This is a genomic window from Ureibacillus xyleni, from assembly GCF_900217795.1.
In the GTDB taxonomy this organism is placed as follows: Bacteria; Bacillota; Bacilli; order Bacillales_A; family Planococcaceae; genus Ureibacillus; species Ureibacillus xyleni.
Genome location: NZ_OBMQ01000001.1, coordinates 792,632 through 808,416, shown reverse-complemented (window position 1 = coordinate 808,416; position 15,785 = coordinate 792,632). Strand labels below are relative to the sequence as shown.

General features: G+C 35.4%; 14 protein-coding genes. 3 read left to right on the top strand and 11 right to left on the bottom strand.

Features of this window, described 5'->3' with window-relative positions; translation table 11 throughout:
- Positions 1 to 104: 104 nt before the first annotated feature.
- The 5 genes from CRO00_RS03800 to CRO00_RS03780 all read right to left on the bottom strand — a co-directional run bounded on the left by CRO00_RS03800 (position 105) and on the right by CRO00_RS03780 (position 4,733).
- Positions 105 to 1,565 carry a spore germination protein gene (locus CRO00_RS03800; protein WP_097072308.1) on the bottom strand — a complete coding sequence of 487 codons (1,461 nt, stop codon included), beginning with the start codon at positions 1,563 to 1,565 and terminating at the stop codon, positions 105 to 107.
- Entirely contained in the window at positions 1,562 to 2,350 is a 789-nt protein-coding gene (locus CRO00_RS03795) for a SigF/SigG family RNA polymerase sporulation sigma factor (RefSeq protein WP_097072307.1), read from the bottom strand. The genes CRO00_RS03800 and CRO00_RS03795 overlap by 4 nt, the downstream gene beginning before the upstream one ends.
- A 66-nt stretch (positions 2,351 to 2,416) precedes the next feature.
- The gene (gene spoIIAB, locus CRO00_RS03790; RefSeq protein ID WP_097072306.1) at positions 2,417 to 2,860 is read right to left on the bottom strand and encodes an anti-sigma F factor; all 444 of its coding nucleotides are present in this window, start codon (positions 2,858 to 2,860) and stop codon (positions 2,417 to 2,419) included.
- Positions 2,853 to 3,206, bottom strand: coding sequence for an anti-sigma F factor antagonist (gene spoIIAA, locus CRO00_RS03785; RefSeq protein ID WP_097072305.1), 354 nt, complete (start codon positions 3,204 to 3,206; stop codon positions 2,853 to 2,855). Before spoIIAA ends, spoIIAB begins: the two co-directional genes overlap by 8 nt.
- Before the next feature lie 957 nt (positions 3,207 to 4,163).
- A complete protein-coding gene (locus tag CRO00_RS03780) occupies positions 4,164 to 4,733 on the bottom strand; it encodes a hypothetical protein (RefSeq protein ID WP_097072304.1) in 570 nt (189 codons plus the stop codon).
- 337 nt (positions 4,734 to 5,070) lie between these two features.
- Between CRO00_RS03780 and CRO00_RS03775 the strand changes: the two genes are divergently transcribed.
- Both CRO00_RS03775 and CRO00_RS03770 read left to right on the top strand, forming a co-directional pair.
- A complete protein-coding gene (locus CRO00_RS03775; protein ID WP_097072303.1) occupies positions 5,071 to 6,945 on the top strand; it encodes a sensor histidine kinase in 1,875 nt (624 codons plus the stop codon).
- Positions 6,946 to 6,963: 18 nt separating this feature from the next.
- On the top strand, positions 6,964 to 7,737 hold the full coding sequence (locus CRO00_RS03770) for a response regulator (RefSeq protein WP_097072302.1): 774 nt from the start codon (positions 6,964 to 6,966) through the stop codon (positions 7,735 to 7,737).
- A gap of 37 nt (positions 7,738 to 7,774) precedes the next feature.
- Here the strand turns inward: CRO00_RS03770 and CRO00_RS03765 are convergent, their stop codons facing one another.
- The 5 genes from CRO00_RS03765 to CRO00_RS03745 form a co-directional block, all read right to left on the bottom strand.
- Positions 7,775 to 9,499, bottom strand: a complete 1,725-nt coding sequence (locus CRO00_RS03765) for a SulP family inorganic anion transporter (RefSeq protein ID WP_097072301.1) — start codon at positions 9,497 to 9,499, stop codon at positions 7,775 to 7,777.
- A 203-nt stretch (positions 9,500 to 9,702) separates the two neighbouring features.
- Positions 9,703 to 11,007 (bottom strand): pyrimidine-nucleoside phosphorylase, encoded by a 1,305-nt coding sequence (locus CRO00_RS03760; protein WP_097072300.1) that lies wholly within the window; start codon positions 11,005 to 11,007, stop codon positions 9,703 to 9,705.
- 12 nt (positions 11,008 to 11,019) lie between these two features.
- The gene (deoB, locus tag CRO00_RS03755) at positions 11,020 to 12,198 is read right to left on the bottom strand and encodes a phosphopentomutase (RefSeq protein ID WP_097072299.1); all 1,179 of its coding nucleotides are present in this window, start codon (positions 12,196 to 12,198) and stop codon (positions 11,020 to 11,022) included.
- A 108-nt stretch (positions 12,199 to 12,306) separates the two neighbouring features.
- Entirely contained in the window at positions 12,307 to 13,209 is a 903-nt protein-coding gene (gene xerD / locus CRO00_RS03750; RefSeq protein ID WP_097072371.1) for a site-specific tyrosine recombinase XerD, read from the bottom strand.
- A 105-nt stretch (positions 13,210 to 13,314) separates the two neighbouring features.
- Positions 13,315 to 13,581, bottom strand: coding sequence for a hypothetical protein (locus CRO00_RS03745; RefSeq protein ID WP_097072298.1), 267 nt, complete (start codon positions 13,579 to 13,581; stop codon positions 13,315 to 13,317).
- A gap of 106 nt (positions 13,582 to 13,687) precedes the next feature.
- On the opposite strand from CRO00_RS03745, the gene CRO00_RS03740 reads away from it, so the two are divergent.
- Positions 13,688 to 15,181 carry a zinc ribbon domain-containing protein gene (locus CRO00_RS03740; RefSeq protein WP_097072297.1) on the top strand — a complete coding sequence of 498 codons (1,494 nt, stop codon included), beginning with the start codon at positions 13,688 to 13,690 and terminating at the stop codon, positions 15,179 to 15,181.
- A 45-nt stretch (positions 15,182 to 15,226) separates the two neighbouring features.
- Here CRO00_RS03740 and fur read toward each other — a convergent pair whose 3' ends face one another.
- A complete protein-coding gene (gene fur, locus CRO00_RS03735; protein ID WP_097072296.1) occupies positions 15,227 to 15,682 on the bottom strand; it encodes a ferric iron uptake transcriptional regulator in 456 nt (151 codons plus the stop codon).
- Positions 15,683 to 15,785 lie beyond the last annotated feature (103 nt).

Genomic DNA, 15,785 nt, shown 5'->3' with positions numbered 1-15,785 from the left:
ATTGTTCTCCTCCGTAACAAACGAAAATAGTAATTCTTTTCGTCATTGAAAATTACCTTATGAGGGAACTTTATCATATGACTAAGGCTAACGCAACGCTTGATTTATAAACGTTTTCGTTGTTTTGCACCCACAATATACGGTCGGATTGCATCGTCTGCCATTGGGAAACGAATAAACACTCTCGTAAATGCCTTTGGGAAAAATGGAATTAACGGCCATAAATAAGGTACATTCATAGGTCTTAATGCGCAAAGGTAAGAGAAAATTACCCATAAGGATATAAAGAACCCACTTGGACCCGCGATGGCGGTTAATATTAGAATAAAAAATTGGAAATATTTCATCGCAGAACTAAGCTCATACGTAGGGATTGAAAACGAGAAAATCGCGGTAACAGCGGAATATAATACAACTTCCGGAGAAAAAAGTCCAACATCGATTGCAATTTGTCCAATGATAATACCTGCTACTAACCCCATTGCAGTAGATAAAGGTGTTGGTGTATGAATCGCCGCAATACGTAAATATTCTAACCCTAAATGAGCAATGATTATTTGTAAAATCAATGGAATGGTTGATTCTTCCTTAGCACCAATAAAGGATAATGCTTCAGGTAAAAATTCCTCATGGGTGGCAAGTAAATACCAAATAGGTAATAACGTTAAAGTGAAAAATGCTGCCGTATATCGCAGTAACCTAATGCCAGAACCGATAAATGGCGCTTGCCTAAATTCTTCGGCATGTTGTAATAAATGGAACATCGAAATTGGCACAATAATAACAGATGGAGAAGTATCAACAATAATCGCGATGTGCCCCTCTAATAAATGTGCCGCCACGATATCAGGTCTTTCCGAATAACGAACAAAAGGCAAAGGATGGAACCGTTGTTTAAATAACCATTCCTCTAAGGACTTATCTGCCATTGTTAATCCATCATGTTGGATTTCTTTTAACCTTTTTTTAATCCATTTCAAATGTTTGGCATTTGTAATGTCTTTCATGTAGGCGATGGCAACATCGGTTTGCCCAATTGTCGTTATTTTATGGAGTTCAAAACGTAATTGAGGATCACGTATTCTTCGACGAATTAATGCAGTATTTAACATAATGTTTTCTGCAAATCCGTCTCGTGATCCACGAATTACTTTTTCGTTATCTGGCTCATCAGGTTGACGTCCTGGATAACTTCTTAATTCTAATAAATAACCATAACCACCCAAAGTAATGAAACCAACTTGTCCACTTAAGACGCCAAGCAGAAATTCATCGCGATCTTTTGGTTCGGATTTCCCGTAGAAATTAAAATGATCGTCAAAATATTTATCTTCATCTTTAATTTCCTTTTCCCAATCATCAATTTTCCCTTGATCATGAAAAAGTGGAGCAAGTTGGACTGTAATTGTATTACCGTCGACAAGCCCGCTAATATAGACACATAACACGGGCAAACTACGAACATGTAAATCTTTAATACAAACATCAAAGGATTCATCTTTTCCAAAGTTACTGAAAAGAAATTCTTTTGCTTCGTCTATAGATGCAAATACTTTGTTACTCATTTATTCACCGTCTTTTTAGTAGTTCGTGATGTGTTTGTTTCCATCCATGACTTAAGTTGCGCTAAAATTTTCTTTTCTAAACGTGAAACTTGAACTTGCGATATCCCCAACCTTTCCGCAATATCCGTTTGGGTTAAATCTAGATAGTACCTTAAATAAATAATCGCCTGTTCACGTTTATCTAGCTTTGTTAAAACTTCTTTTAATGGAATGTATTGAAACGGCAATTCAGACTTCTCATCTTTCATCTGATCCATTAATGTAATGGAATCGCCTTCAGATTCAAACAATTGCTCATGCAATGATGCTGGGTCACGCATGGCATCCGTTGCAACGAGTACTTCATCCTGTGTTACGCCGAGCATCTCTGCAAGCTCTGAGATTGAAGGTGGCTTTTCGTTCGTTTTTAAAAATTCGTCGGTTGCATGACGAATTTTATAATTTAACTCCCTAATTGATCGACTTACTTTCACCATGCCATCATCGCGCAAGAAACGTTGAATTTCCCCAATAATCATTGGGACAGCATAGGTTGAAAATTTTACGTCATAGGATAAATCAAATTTATCAACCGACTTCATCAGACCGATACAACCAATCTGAAATAAATCTTCAAGTTCGACTCCACGAGATGCAAAGCGTTGAACAATGGACCAAACGAGCCGCGTATTTCCTTCAATCATTTGTTTCCTTGCTTCGATATCACCAGATTGAGCTTTTCCAATAAGCTCCCGCATCTCTTCCTGTGTCAACAAAACATTGGACGGCTGTTCGATTGTCCTCATCCCCCTCACTTCTATCAAATACAACTGTATTTGCGTCCAGAAATTTTTTAAAGATAGAGATCTTGCTTAAGAAATTTGAGGCATTTTTACCGAGTAAAATTTTTTCGAAAAGGTCACAACTGTACCAACGTTCGGTTCAGATTCGACTTGCAAATCATCTGCAAAGCTTTCCATAATCGTAAAGCCCATACCTGAACGTTCCATTTCCGCTTTTGATGTAAACAAAGGCTCCATTGCTCGTTTCACATCAAAAATCCCTTTTCCCTTGTCTTTTACAGCAACACTAATGACATCTCCATCTCGAACTGCATGTACAGTGACAATGCCTTTACCGTCTTCGTCATACCCATGAATAATTGCATTTGAAACCGCTTCAGAAACAATCGTTTTAAATTCTGAAAGTTCATCAATCGTCGGGTCAAGCTGAGCAACAAAACTAGTAATTGCCATCCTCGCAAGACTTTCATTTTCACTAATTGCTACAAATGAAAGTGTCATTTCGTTATCCATTCACAATCCCCCTTGCATGTAAAATTGCATCCGCCTCCGTACCATCCATCATGTATGAAGCGAGACCTGAAAACTGGAATATCTTTTTCATTGTATTTGACGGGTTTAAAATGATAGTTTGTCCATTCACCGCGCTTAGTTCTCTCATGCGACCTAATATTAAACCAATTCCGGAACTATCCATAAAATTTAATCTCTCTAAGTTCCAAATAATTGTGTTTAAATTTCCTTGTAAGATTGTTTTTGAAATATGACTACGTATTTTTTCAGCTTCATGATGATCGAGTTCACCATATAGCCGGATTACTGCTATGTCATTTAACTGCATGTCCATTTCATAGTTCATTTTGTTAGTTCGCCTCCTCTTATGCGCTTAATTCCACAACATTTGGTCGAAATCCTTTTCAGCTGACAATAGTAGAACTAATTCGCTGAAACTAGTGAAAATACGACAGAGAGTCTTTTTTCAAAGGATCTGTTTTGTGGAAACAGGCTTACTTACAAAAAGTTTGGCTAAGGTATGTGTTATGTCACAATATTTTGTTTGAGAACGGTTTGTTGAAGTACAAATTACAATAATCCCGCCATCCGAAACACAGTACAACATTTCCCGGAGGCATTACCAAAATTAGTATAGGAATCGGGGGGGCATTTTAAACATAAAAAGTGGCTTTTACCCCAACTTATGGCACAAAGTTCACTAATTTTTCACATAATAAACAATGTCGACAAGTGTTGGGTGAATTATTCAAAAATTGCGAAATATCCGAAACCCTTTTTGAGTTATTAAACGGATTTGATAGTAGGATTTACTGGGGGGATTGAGGTCACTTGAATCGACTTTTCTATGTGATTTGACGTTCATTGCGGTTATGAAGGTCAGTGGAATCAATATTTCCGTGAGATTTGACTTTCATCGCGGTTATGAAGGTCAGTGGAATCAATATTTCCGTGAGATTTGACTTTCATTGCAATTATGAAGGACAGTGGAATCGATTTTTCCGTGTGATTTGGCTCTCATCGCGGTTATGAAGGTCACTTGAATTGTGGTTTGTCTTTTATCACAGTTATGAAGGTCTGCTATTTTTGTATTCATCGCTGCTATGTTAACAATTTCGACCTGTTTCGCTACCATTTTTTGTATTCATAGCTCGTCTGAAATCAGATTGTACAGATGACCACTTCGGTTTAATCTTCATCAACGGTTATAAGTTAGATATATTTATTACCCCAAACAAAAAAGGCATCCCAATTTAGAGAACACCTTAACAAAAGTAGAATTATTTCTTTATAATTAACAGAATTAACAAGAGATTGAAAATTGATAGAAATCATTGCTCCTATCTATTTCCCAAAATGCACCTTTTTTCGCTTTCCCAATTTCATCTTGTTGTACAACCCAAGACTCCTGGTAACTTGTCTTAATAATTGCTTGACGATCTAACGTAGCTGAAACAATAAACAATGTTACATCGGATACACCAAATAAGGACCCCCACCCAAATAAAGCAAAGGTTCTTAACGAATTGTTTCCCTTATCGCTAGTTATTTTTCTCAAGTGCCCCGATGGAATGATAATTGCTTCTTTATTTAGAAATGCAATGACATCTCTTTTTATATCTTGAACTGTCTCAAGAATATGCTCAACCATACTAGAGCTATTAATCGGTACCATTGGATAAACATTTAGTTGTGAAATTAATCTGCTTAAACTACTTAAACATTTTATATGGTATTTAAATTCATTATTAGAGTTTATATCAAATCCCCTATCTCCCCAATCCCATTCTTGAAATGGGACTATTAAAATATAAATATCTTCCTCACAATTATTTGCTATAGAAATTTGCGCATTAGTATGATTTACCCCCATACAAGAATCTTCCTTTTTTATAAGATGATTATTTACTATAGACTTAAGTCCTAATAAGTAGATTATGAGATATAATATAACGTGTTGGCAATTAGTTCTTTCTTACAAAATCCTTACAAAAATCAATAAATTTAATTAGAATATCTTATTTAATATTATTCCTAGTATTTTCTTATTATTTGATTGCCATCTCATAAATAAATTGACAACTTTATATATTCATATTTCTCTATAGACTTAGTACCTATTCGATTTTATAATTAGATTACTTATTAATAGGTATATATTATAAAATTCTTATTAAATTGCAATTCATTATAATCTCGGAGGTACTTACTTGAAAATACATAAGACTATTTTCTTACTTATAGGCGTGATGCTTTTGATTATACCTCTACTGCTTTTAGGTAAAGAAGAGAACAAGTCCTTTGCTCAGCAAGGAATTGTCGATTTGAACGAAAGCAATTTTAATGAAGAGAAAATCATCCCACTTGATGGTGAGTGGGAATTTTATGCTGGGCAGTTGTATAATCCCAGTGACTTTACAAAAGGATCTATCACAAATGCGGCAATGTTGAATGTTCCCGGGATTTGGACAAAGGGAGAAGAACAAGGGATTGGTACGTATCGATTGCAAATTCGAAATGTTCCGACAAACCAAATTTTGGGCATTAAGAAGCAGAACATCCGAAGTGCAAGTAAGATATACATAAACGGAGAGTTAATTAGCGAGGAAGGATTCGCATCAAAAGATAAGGAAAGTTATAAAGAAGGTAATAATCCACAATTGCTATTTTTTCAAACAGACTCTGGAACTCTTGACTTAGTAATCCAAGTTTCTGATTTTTCCTTCAATAGTGCTGGCATTGCAAACTCAATATATTTTGGCGAACAAGAGCAATTAGTTAAAAATTATTATCAAAAAGTCCTTGCAGAAGTATCTGTTATTACAATATTAATGACGATTGGTTTCCTTTATATTCTTTTATATCTTTTTGTTGAGAGATATCGGAGAAGGGAATTTTTCATCCTTTCCTTTGCTTTGTCATGCATCTTTTTTGCCATTATTAATTTATGTTTAAGTGAGCGAACGATTATTTTCATCCTTCCAGATTTATCCTTTGAAGGAATGTTTAAAATAAAGGATACCTCCATTTTTTTAGCAACCATTTCCTTTATTTTTATCGTTTCTCAGTTTGAAAAAAGATTATTCGCGTTATGGTTTAGAAATCTATTAATTGCAATTTACTTAATCTATACCATCATCATAGTGTTGACTCCTTTAAACTTTTATCATAATTTTCTACCGTTATTTGTTACGCTTAATGCATTCACATATCTTTTTGGGATGATAAAAAGCTTGTACTATTATTTTAAGGAACAGCATTTTCGAAATTCTGGAAATCATACAGTAATTTTATTTAGTATGGTTAATATAAATGTTTATAACATTGACTTACTTCTATATAGTTTTGGTTACACGCAGGACTTAACTCTTGGATTTTATAACGTACTATTGTATGCAATTGCCCTTGCCATCTTCTTGACAATCCAAGTTAACCAATCCTACAAAAAGAATGATTACTTATCTAACGAGCTGGATGTAACAGAGCAAGCGTATTTATTAGCTCAAATTAAACCTCATTTTTTCTTCAACACATTAACAAGCATAATGTCGTTATGTTATACAGATGGAAAAAAGGCAGCTCAATTATTATCACATTTCAGTAGCTTTCTTAGGCATTCCTTTGAATTTAACTCCAAAGATGTTTTTATTACGGTTGAAAGAGAACTAAAACTATTAAAATCTTATATTGCGATAGAAAAAGAGCGTTTTGGGGAAAAATTACAAGTGGTATTTGAGGTGGATGAAAATGTTTTAAACGAATCGATCATCCCCCTCTCCATCCAACCTTTAGTGGAAAATGCTATACTCCATGGGATAAACTGTAAGGAAGATGGAGGAATCATTACAGTAATAATCAATAAAACAGAAACCTATCTATCAATTGCTGTAGTTGATAATGGCATTGGGTTAACGTCAGAAAAAATAAAGGAACTTTCAAGTATAAATCCTGATAAAACTACGAGACATGGAATTGGTATTTCCAATATTAATAAAAGATTAGCAAAATTTTATCAAACACAATTAACGATTGAAAGTGAATTGGGATTATGGACAAAGATACAGTTTAACGTGCCAATCAACTAAGAAAGGAGTTTTATTTCTGTGCTAAAAGGTGTAATAGTTGAAGATGAAAGATTAGTAGCGAATTTTTTAAAAATGCAATTAGAACAATCGAATTTAGTAAGCGTCGTTGGAGAGTTTCTAAAGCCTTCCGATGCACTAAAAGAAATTCCAACCATTAAACCTGATGTTGTTTTCTTGGATATTGAAATGCCTGGAATGAATGGCATTGAACTTGGTACAAAATTGCTAAATCAATATCCTGAAGTGGAAATTGTCTTTGTGACAGCTTATAACCAATATGCTGTGGAAGCCTTTAAACTAAATGCCCTACATTACATTTTAAAACCTTCCGATGAAGAGGAAGTTCGAGAAGCGATTCAAAGAGTGTTAAGAAAGAAAAATTTGCTAAAGTTGAACAGTGACAACTCCTTAAAAATTGAACTCCTTGGGCATATAAAAGTATTTCAAAACAACGAAGAAGTGCGTTTAAGGTGGACTACCGTAAAAGTGGAGGAATTATTTTCTTTAATGGTGCTTTACCGCAAAACGGGCATCGAAAAATGGCAAATTATCGAGAAACTTTGGCCAAATATTGAAATGAAGAAAGCTGAGCAAAACTTATATACAACTATTTACAGATTAAAGAAAACCTTCTTAGAAAGTGGCATTCAACTAACAATTGAAAACATTAAGGGAAAATATACAATCGAATTATCAAATTGTACAATTGACATTGAGGAGCAAGAAGATTGGCACATGGAACAACTTTTTGGTGATCGAAGTTACGAGTGGAAACAAGTGATAAAATTATAAAAACAGAGCACAGGTTAAGTTGCTGTGCTCTGTTTCTTTAACTAATTTTTGTACTCGCTAATTCATTACACTCTTTAAAGGCAAAATGTTTGCATCCAAGACACGTATTTCTGTTGATGCAACCAATAGCGCGATCAATTGCTTCACCAGTGTGCACATAGAAGTTTTGCTCGCCGATTTCTTTCGTCAATCCACTTTGGTCCATTGCAAGTTTTAAAGAAGGACGAACTTCCGTAACTAAAAGCGTACCTCCATGACTTTTAAAATCTTTGACAATATTTCTGAAATATTCTTCTCCAGTTGTATCAATGAAAGGCACTTTTCTTAAGCGTAAAATAAGAACATTTGGCTTTACATTGATGGACGACAAGATGGATTGCTCAAAAGTTTGTGCTGCACCAAAGAATAACGGCCCTTCCACAGTGTAAATACTTACTTGCGGACAATCATGGGAAGGATTTACAACATGGGGTAGCACTTTTCCATTACTACTTTCATGGTCTGGTAAAACTTTGGAAACAACTAACATTTCACTCATACGTTTTGCAAATAGAATTATAGCTAGTAGTAGACCCACTTCTACGGCAACTGTTAAACTTGTAAACACAGTTAATAGGAATGTAATAACTAAAACTAACGAATCCCCTGATTTTAATTTTAGTATATGGGCAAAGTGTTTTCGTTCACTCATGTTCCATGCAACCATCATCAATACTGGTGCAAGAGCTGCCAAAGGAATATGCACTGCAAGAGGTGCGAAAACAAGTAATGTTAATAATACGAATAAACCGTGAATGACACCAGACATTGGTGAAGTAGCACCTGATTTAATATTCGTTGCTGTTCGTGCAATCGCTCCAGTAGCAGGAATACCACCGAAGAACGGCGTCACAATATTTGCAATACCTTGTCCAACTAACTCCCTGTTACTATTGTGTTTGCTGTTCGTCATTCCATCTGCAACAACAGCAGATAATAATGATTCAATCCCACCAAGCATGGCAATAACGAAGGCTGGTCCTATTAGCATTTGCATTCTTTCAAATGTAATTTCAGGAATACCGAATGACGGTAATGAATTTGGAATGGCTCCATAAGTAGAACCAATTGTTGCAACTTGGCCACCGAAAAATATGGCGGTTACGACAGATGAAACAATAATTCCTACTAAGGCTCCGGGAACTTTTGGCATTACTTTTGGCGTCAATAACATAATAACAAAACAAATCGCAGCAACTAAAATACTAAAGAGATTAATTGTATTTAAGTGACTAGCAATCTCTTTCATATTATCAATGAAGCGTTCGTGTTGCTCCATCCCTCTTAATCCTAAGAAATTTGAAATTTGGCCAGTAAATATAATAACGGCGATTCCTGCTGTAAATCCGATTGTTACTGGTCTAGGAATATACTTAATTAAAATTCCTAGTTTAAAGACGCCCATTAATACGAGCATAACGCCAGCCATTAGTCCTGCGATTAAGAGATTCTCATATCCATAAGAAATAACGATTCCTAATAGAATTGGAACAAAGGCACCAGTAGGACCCCCAATTTGATATTTCGACCCACCTAATAAAGAAATTAAAATCCCAGCGATTACTGCGGTATAAATTCCGTACTCGGGCTTTACACCTGAAGCAATTGCAAATGACATTGCTAATGGAATTGCGACAATCCCCACAATTGTTCCAGATAATAAGTCCTTTTTAAAATGATCAAACGAATACCCTTCAAATCTCCCTGTCCAAAACTTACTCATGTTATCCCTTCTTTTAGTAGATTTCGCAAAATTTCTCTTTCAAGCAAAAAATATCTCGAAAATGATTATAGGTTAAATTATTCATATTCTAACATATTTTTGGAAAATAGAAAGAAAAAAATTAGTAGCACGTATGCTACTAACCTTTTCGTCATTAAGAAATAGGCGTCATAATATTACCACTAAAAGATATTATTGACTAGTTATTTTTTAATGATATCTTTAATTAACGTTGGTGCTTCGACTGGTTCTTTGGAAATTATTATATGTTTATACAGTTTTTCCACCACTTCAGAAATATCTTCAGTATTGGAATGAATTGTCGCAAGGGATTCCCCTTCTTGAACAGAATCTCCCACTTTTTTATGAAGAACTAATCCTACTGCTAAATCAATTGTTGATTCTTTTGTAGCTCGACCTGCACCAAGTAACATCGCAGCTACTCCAACATCATCCGCTTCAATTTTTTCAATATAGCCTGCTTGTTTAGCTGGTAGTTCAGTTTTGTATTTCGCTTGTGGTAAAAGAGATGGGTCATCCACAACAGATGCATCTCCTCCTTGAGCAATAATGAATTTTTTAAACACTTCTAATGCATTACCATTTTGAACCACTTCTTCAAGTAATGTACGCGCTTCTTCTAGTGAAGCTGCTTTATTGCCAAGTACGACCATTTGCGAACCAAGTGTGTAACATAACTCCATTAAATCTTTCGGACCATGCCCTTTTAATGTATCAATGGCTTCTTTTACTTCAAGTGCATTTCCAATAGCAAAGCCAAGTGGTTGACTCATATCTGAAATAATGGCCATTGTTTTTCTGCCAACGTTATTTCCGATTTGTACCATCGCATGGGCAAGAGCTTTAGCGTCCTCATATGTTTTCATGAATGCACCGTCGCCTGTTTTAACGTCTAAAACGATGGCATCTGCTCCTGCTGCAATTTTTTTCGACATAATTGAACTTGCAATGAGTGGAATGCTTGGGACCGTTCCAGTTACATCACGCAATGCATACAATTTTTTGTCTGCTGGTGTTAAATTCCCACTTTGCCCAATAACAGCCGTTCCAATTTCATTTACTTGTTTCATAAATTGTTCATTGGAAAGTTCAACATGAAACCCTTTAATGGATTCTAATTTATCGATGGTACCGCCTGTATGACCTAATCCGCGCCCGCTCATTTTTGCTACAGGAACGCCCACTGCTGCGACCATTGCTGCAAGGGAAAGTGTGGTTGTATCGCCAACTCCGCCAGTAGAATGTTTGTCGACCTTGATTCCTTCAATGCCTGAAAGATCAATTTGGTCTCCTGATTCAACCATCGCCATCGTTAAATCCGCTCTTTCACGGTCATTCATATCTTGGAAGTAAATTGCCATCATTAAACTACTTACTTGGTAGTCAGGAATCGAACCATCTGTATAGCCATTGACAAAGAAACGAATTTCTTCAGTAGACAATTCTTCCCCATTACGTTTTTTTTCGATAAGATCAACCATTCTCATTGCAAAAACCCCCTACTTCAAATTGGATAAGAAACTCGTGCCAAACTGTGGTGCAGGTACATTAAAGTTTTCTGCAATTGTTGCCGCAATGTCAGCAAAAGTTTTACGTAAAGGTAATTCAGTGCCTTGTTCAAATCTTGGCGAATAAACAATTAAAGGAACAAATTCACGTGTATGGTCCGTTCCTGGGAATGTTGGGTCATTTCCGTGGTCAGCTGTAATGATTAATAAATCTTCCTCGTTTAGTGTAGTTAATACTTCTGGTAAACGGCGGTCAAATTCCTCTAATGCTTCCCCATAGCCGATTGGGTCACGGCGATGCCCGAAGTTTGCATCGAAATCAACTAAATTTAAGAAACTAATACCGTGGAAGTCACGTCTTACAACTTCTGCAAATTTATCCATTCCGTCATCATTGTTTTTTGTGCGGACCGAATCTGTTATACCTTCCCCGTTGAAAATATCAGAAATCTTTCCAATTGCAATAACATCTAGCCCCGCATCTTTTAATTCATTCATCGTTGTACGACCAAATGGTTTTAATGCATAGTCATGACGATTGGATGTTCTTGTGAAGTTTCCAGGAGTTCCGATAAATGGACGGGCAATGACGCGACCAACTAAAAATTCAGGATTTAACGTAAGTTCACGCGCGATTTCACAAATTTTGTATAGTTCGTCTAAAGGAACAATTTCTTCGTGAGCTGCAATTTGTAACACTGGGTCAGCTGATGTATAAACGATGATTGCCCCCGTGTCCATATGTTCCTTCCCAAGTTCATCTATAATACCAGTACCACTTGCTGGTTTATTGCCAAGTACTTTTCTACCTATTTTTTCTTCTAACTGTTCGATTAGTTTTGCAGGAAAGCCTTCTGGATATACTTTAAAAGGTTTGTCGATATTAAGGCCCATGATTTCCCAATGACCTGTCATTGTATCTTTTCCAACAGAGGCTTCTTGCATCATGCCGTAAAAAGCTTTTGGTTGGGATACTTTTGCAATCCCTTTCAATTCACGGATATTGGATAAACCAAGTGATTCCATATTCGGCATTGTTAAACCGTTCATTTTTTCTGCAATATGACCTAATGTGTCTGAACCTTTATCTCCAAAATTTGCGGCATCTGGGGCTTCCCCAATACCTACTGAATCCATTACTACCACATGTATCTTTTTAAAGGGTTTCATTTATTCGTCCTCCTCTTACAAAGTTAATATTACCTAATTTGCCTAAAGAAATAAAGGTCAGACATCTGACGTATCTAATTTAAATTTGTGTGTGCATTAAGTTGATGCTTAAGCTCTCGGATGAAATTGTTTATAAACTTCCGATAATCTCGTTTTACTAATATGAGTGTAAATCTGTGTTGTCGAGATGTCTGCATGTCCTAACATTTCTTGCACTGCACGTAAATCCGCCCCATTTTCAATTAAATGTGTAGCAAAGCTATGTCGCAATGTATGGGGGGTAATTTCTTTTTTGATGTTTGCATTTGTCGCATGCTCTTTTAAGAGTTTCCAACAACCTTGCCGAGTTAAACGTTTTCCTCGCTGATTTATAAAAAATGCGTCAGTTTTCGGATATTTTCCTTGTAACTTACTCCGTGCATTTTGTAAATAGTGATCGCACGCACGGATTGCACCTTTTCCTAGTGGGACAATTCTCTCCTTCCCACCTTTTCCGTAAACTCGAACAAAACCCATTGTTAAGTGCACATCTTCTAGGTTTAAGCCAATACATTCACTAATGCGCATGCCTGTCCCATACAAAATTTCTAGCATGGCAACATCCCGTATTCCTTGTGGTTTATCACGATTTGGAGCAGAAATTAAACTTTCAATTTCTTCAATTGACAATACTTTTGGTAGCTTTTGCTCGATTTGAGGCATTTCTAAGTGAACAGTTGGGTCTTGCTCTGTCACTTTATCGCGCAATAAAAATTGATGAAAAGAGCGGATTGAAGAAATGTGACGAGCTACAGTACGGGCTGAAATTCCTTGATTTCGTAAGTTTTCTAAATGAATTAATATATTTGTTCTTTCCACATGATTTAAACTTTGTAATCCTTGTTCTTTATTTAAATTATTTATATAACTCTCTAAATCTCGTCGATAGGAAGATAAAGTGTTTGTCGATAATTGTCGTTCAACTTGTAAAAAGTGAAGATAATCGTTGAGTGGATCTGTAAAATTTCTCATTTGGACAGGCCCCATTTCTGTTTGCTTCTTTCACTTTATTTTACCATGTTCTGTCTAAAAACTAAAAAATCCCCTAGCGCAAGATGGCACTAGAGGGAGTGATCGTTATGGTTGATGGCAATTAGGGCAATGACTGCATTTTGCATTAAACTTATCTAACTTACAAAGCAATTGATAAATCTCTAAGTCTAAGTTTAATAGTTGATCCGTAAATTGGTTTAACAGTGTTAGTTCAGTTTCATTTTTACCAAGTACCTTATTTGTAACTTCTCCAAGTTTAACGATTAGTTCCAATCTTTGTTCATTCGTTTCAAGTAACCGTTTTTTAATGTCATTTATCCCTAATTCCGTTTCAAAACTTGCTTTAACCACTCTTGACTCCCCCTTAGATTTAACAAAAATTTCCAACATTTTAGTTATTACTGTAAATAAGGAACGATATATTAATAATAAAGATATTATGGGGAGGTACTAAATTATGCGTATTTGCCACAATTGTGGAAAAGATGCCACAGATTTTGATGAATTTTGTATTGAATGTGGTTCCCCACTCCCACCGATTGATGAAAAAGATGCCGTTCAAATGTCATGCCCCTCTTGTGGTAAAGAAATAAAAAGCGAACAAAAATTTTGCATACATTGTGGCACCCAAATTACCAAAAAGGAAAATCAAAAATTTAACATGAAACAATGGAAAACTTCTACAAAAATCTTGATAATTGCCGCTATAATTCTAATAATCTCCCTAATCATCACACATATTATCCTAGCTAATAAGGTGGATCCAGAAAGACAGTTTGTATTGATGAACAAACATTTTACTGAAGAAAACAAAGAACAATTTACAAATCTTTTTGTATTCCCTGAAAACACCATCTATACAGCGAGTAGTTTTTATCACTATATGGATGAGGATGCATGGAAATCCTTTGCACAAGATGGAATCGAGCGAGCAATTCAAGAATACGAGAATATAGGATATGCAGAACCCATTTATGATGATTATGGAAACAAAATATTTACTGTTCAAGAAGAAAAATACTTTCTATTTTATAAAAAATTAAAATTTCAATATCACCCGATTCAAGTTAGTGCAAAAACAACTAGTCACGCTGCAACAGTAAATATTGAGGGTCTAAATAAAGAAATATCAACTGATACGATAACAATCGGAAATTTTGTTCCTGGAACGTATGACTATACATTAACCTTAAAAGATGATTATTTTGAAAAGGATGTTGAACATAAAGTTGAAATAAACGGAGATGGGAATAATAAACATGTTGTTGAAATTGATTTAGATAAGCATATAACGAAGCTTACATCGGACATCGAGAATGCTACTGTTTATATTAACGGGGACAATACGAAAAAAACAGTGGCTGAAATAGAACTTCTTGCTGCACCTCTTGATGGTACTGTCAAAATTCATGCAGAATCGAAGGATAATAATGAAACGATTAAATCTGAAACACTCTTGCTTACGGATGAAAATCAACATATTACCTTTGAACAAGTGCAACAGCAGCGAAAAGCCGAAAAAGAAGAAAAAGAAAAACAACAAAGAATTCAAAATTTCTATGAAAATTATCGTGATATAGCTCGGGATACATTTTATAATTTTAGGAATAACTATAACCTCGCTGTAAACTACGCTGACTTCTCTTATGTTGACCATTATTTTATCAATGGCTCCCAATTACAAAGAAACTACGAACAATTTGTTATTGATCAAATGTCTTTCTATTTTTATTACTATGACTTTATTTCCAATGATGTGTTAAAAATTTCTCCATATACTGAAAATAGCCTAAAACTTGACTCAAAGGAGATTTTTAGATTTTATTCGGAAGAAGAGGGTACATGGCATTATGAACGGGAAAAACGCTATGTCTTTCAGTTAATTGATGGTGTATTGAAAATAGCTAGTATTGAGGATACGAAAACGGTTTCGAAAACTAGAGTCTATTAAAAGTAATAAAGGTGTACTTAAGTCGTTCTTAGGTACACCTTTTAATTATTTTTCCTCAATTTGTTGGTCATGGCAACGATGGCAAATTCCGTGGAAAGTTAAACGATGATCTTTAATAATAAAGTTCCAACGTTTTTCGACGATTGCTTCAACATCATCTAATAAGTCTTCTTGAATTTCGTCTACAGCTCCACATTCGATGCAGACGAGGTGGTGGTGGAAATGCTTTGCCCCTTCTTGTCGTAAATCGTAACGGGACACACCATCGCCGAAATTAATTTTATCGACAATCTTTAATTCTGTTAATAATTCTAATGTTCGGTATACTGTGGCTAAACCAATTTCTGGTGCTTTATCTTTTACAAGTAAGTAAACGTCCTCAGCACTTAAATGGTCTTCTTCATGTTCTAATAGTACTGCAACTGTCGCTTCACGCTGCGGCGTCAGTTTATAGCCAGCACTATGCAGTTGCTTTTTAATTCGATCAATACGGCTTTCCATAAGACGCCCTCCTAAACTCATCTCATTATACCAAATGAGTGAAAGCTATTACAAGAGAGGGATTCTTTATTAATAAAATCTTCAAAGTTATCATGCTCGTAAT

Bases quoted from the DNA above. Each gene is read 5' to 3' on its own strand.
- CRO00_RS03800 (WP_097072308.1), bottom strand. From the start codon at position 1,565: ATGAGTAACAAAGTATTTGCATCTATAGACGAAGCAAAAGAATTTCTT.
- CRO00_RS03795 (WP_097072307.1), bottom strand. From the start codon at position 2,350: ATGAGGACAATCGAACAGCCGTCCAATGTTTTGTTGACACAGGAAGAG.
- spoIIAB (WP_097072306.1), bottom strand. From the start codon at position 2,860: ATGGATAACGAAATGACACTTTCATTTGTAGCAATTAGTGAAAATGAA.
- spoIIAA (WP_097072305.1), bottom strand. From the start codon at position 3,206: ATGAACTATGAAATGGACATGCAGTTAAATGACATAGCAGTAATCCGG.
- CRO00_RS03780 (WP_097072304.1), bottom strand. From the start codon at position 4,733: ATGGGGGTAAATCATACTAATGCGCAAATTTCTATAGCAAATAATTGT.
- CRO00_RS03765 (WP_097072301.1), bottom strand. From the start codon at position 9,499: ATGAGTAAGTTTTGGACAGGGAGATTTGAAGGGTATTCGTTTGATCAT.
- CRO00_RS03760 (WP_097072300.1), bottom strand. From the start codon at position 11,007: ATGAGAATGGTTGATCTTATCGAAAAAAAACGTAATGGGGAAGAATTG.
- deoB (WP_097072299.1), bottom strand. From the start codon at position 12,198: ATGAAACCCTTTAAAAAGATACATGTGGTAGTAATGGATTCAGTAGGT.
- xerD (WP_097072371.1), bottom strand. From the start codon at position 13,209: ATGAGAAATTTTACAGATCCACTCAACGATTATCTTCACTTTTTACAA.
- CRO00_RS03740 (WP_097072297.1), top strand. From the start codon at position 13,688: ATGCGTATTTGCCACAATTGTGGAAAAGATGCCACAGATTTTGATGAA.
- fur (WP_097072296.1), bottom strand. From the start codon at position 15,682: ATGGAAAGCCGTATTGATCGAATTAAAAAGCAACTGCATAGTGCTGGC.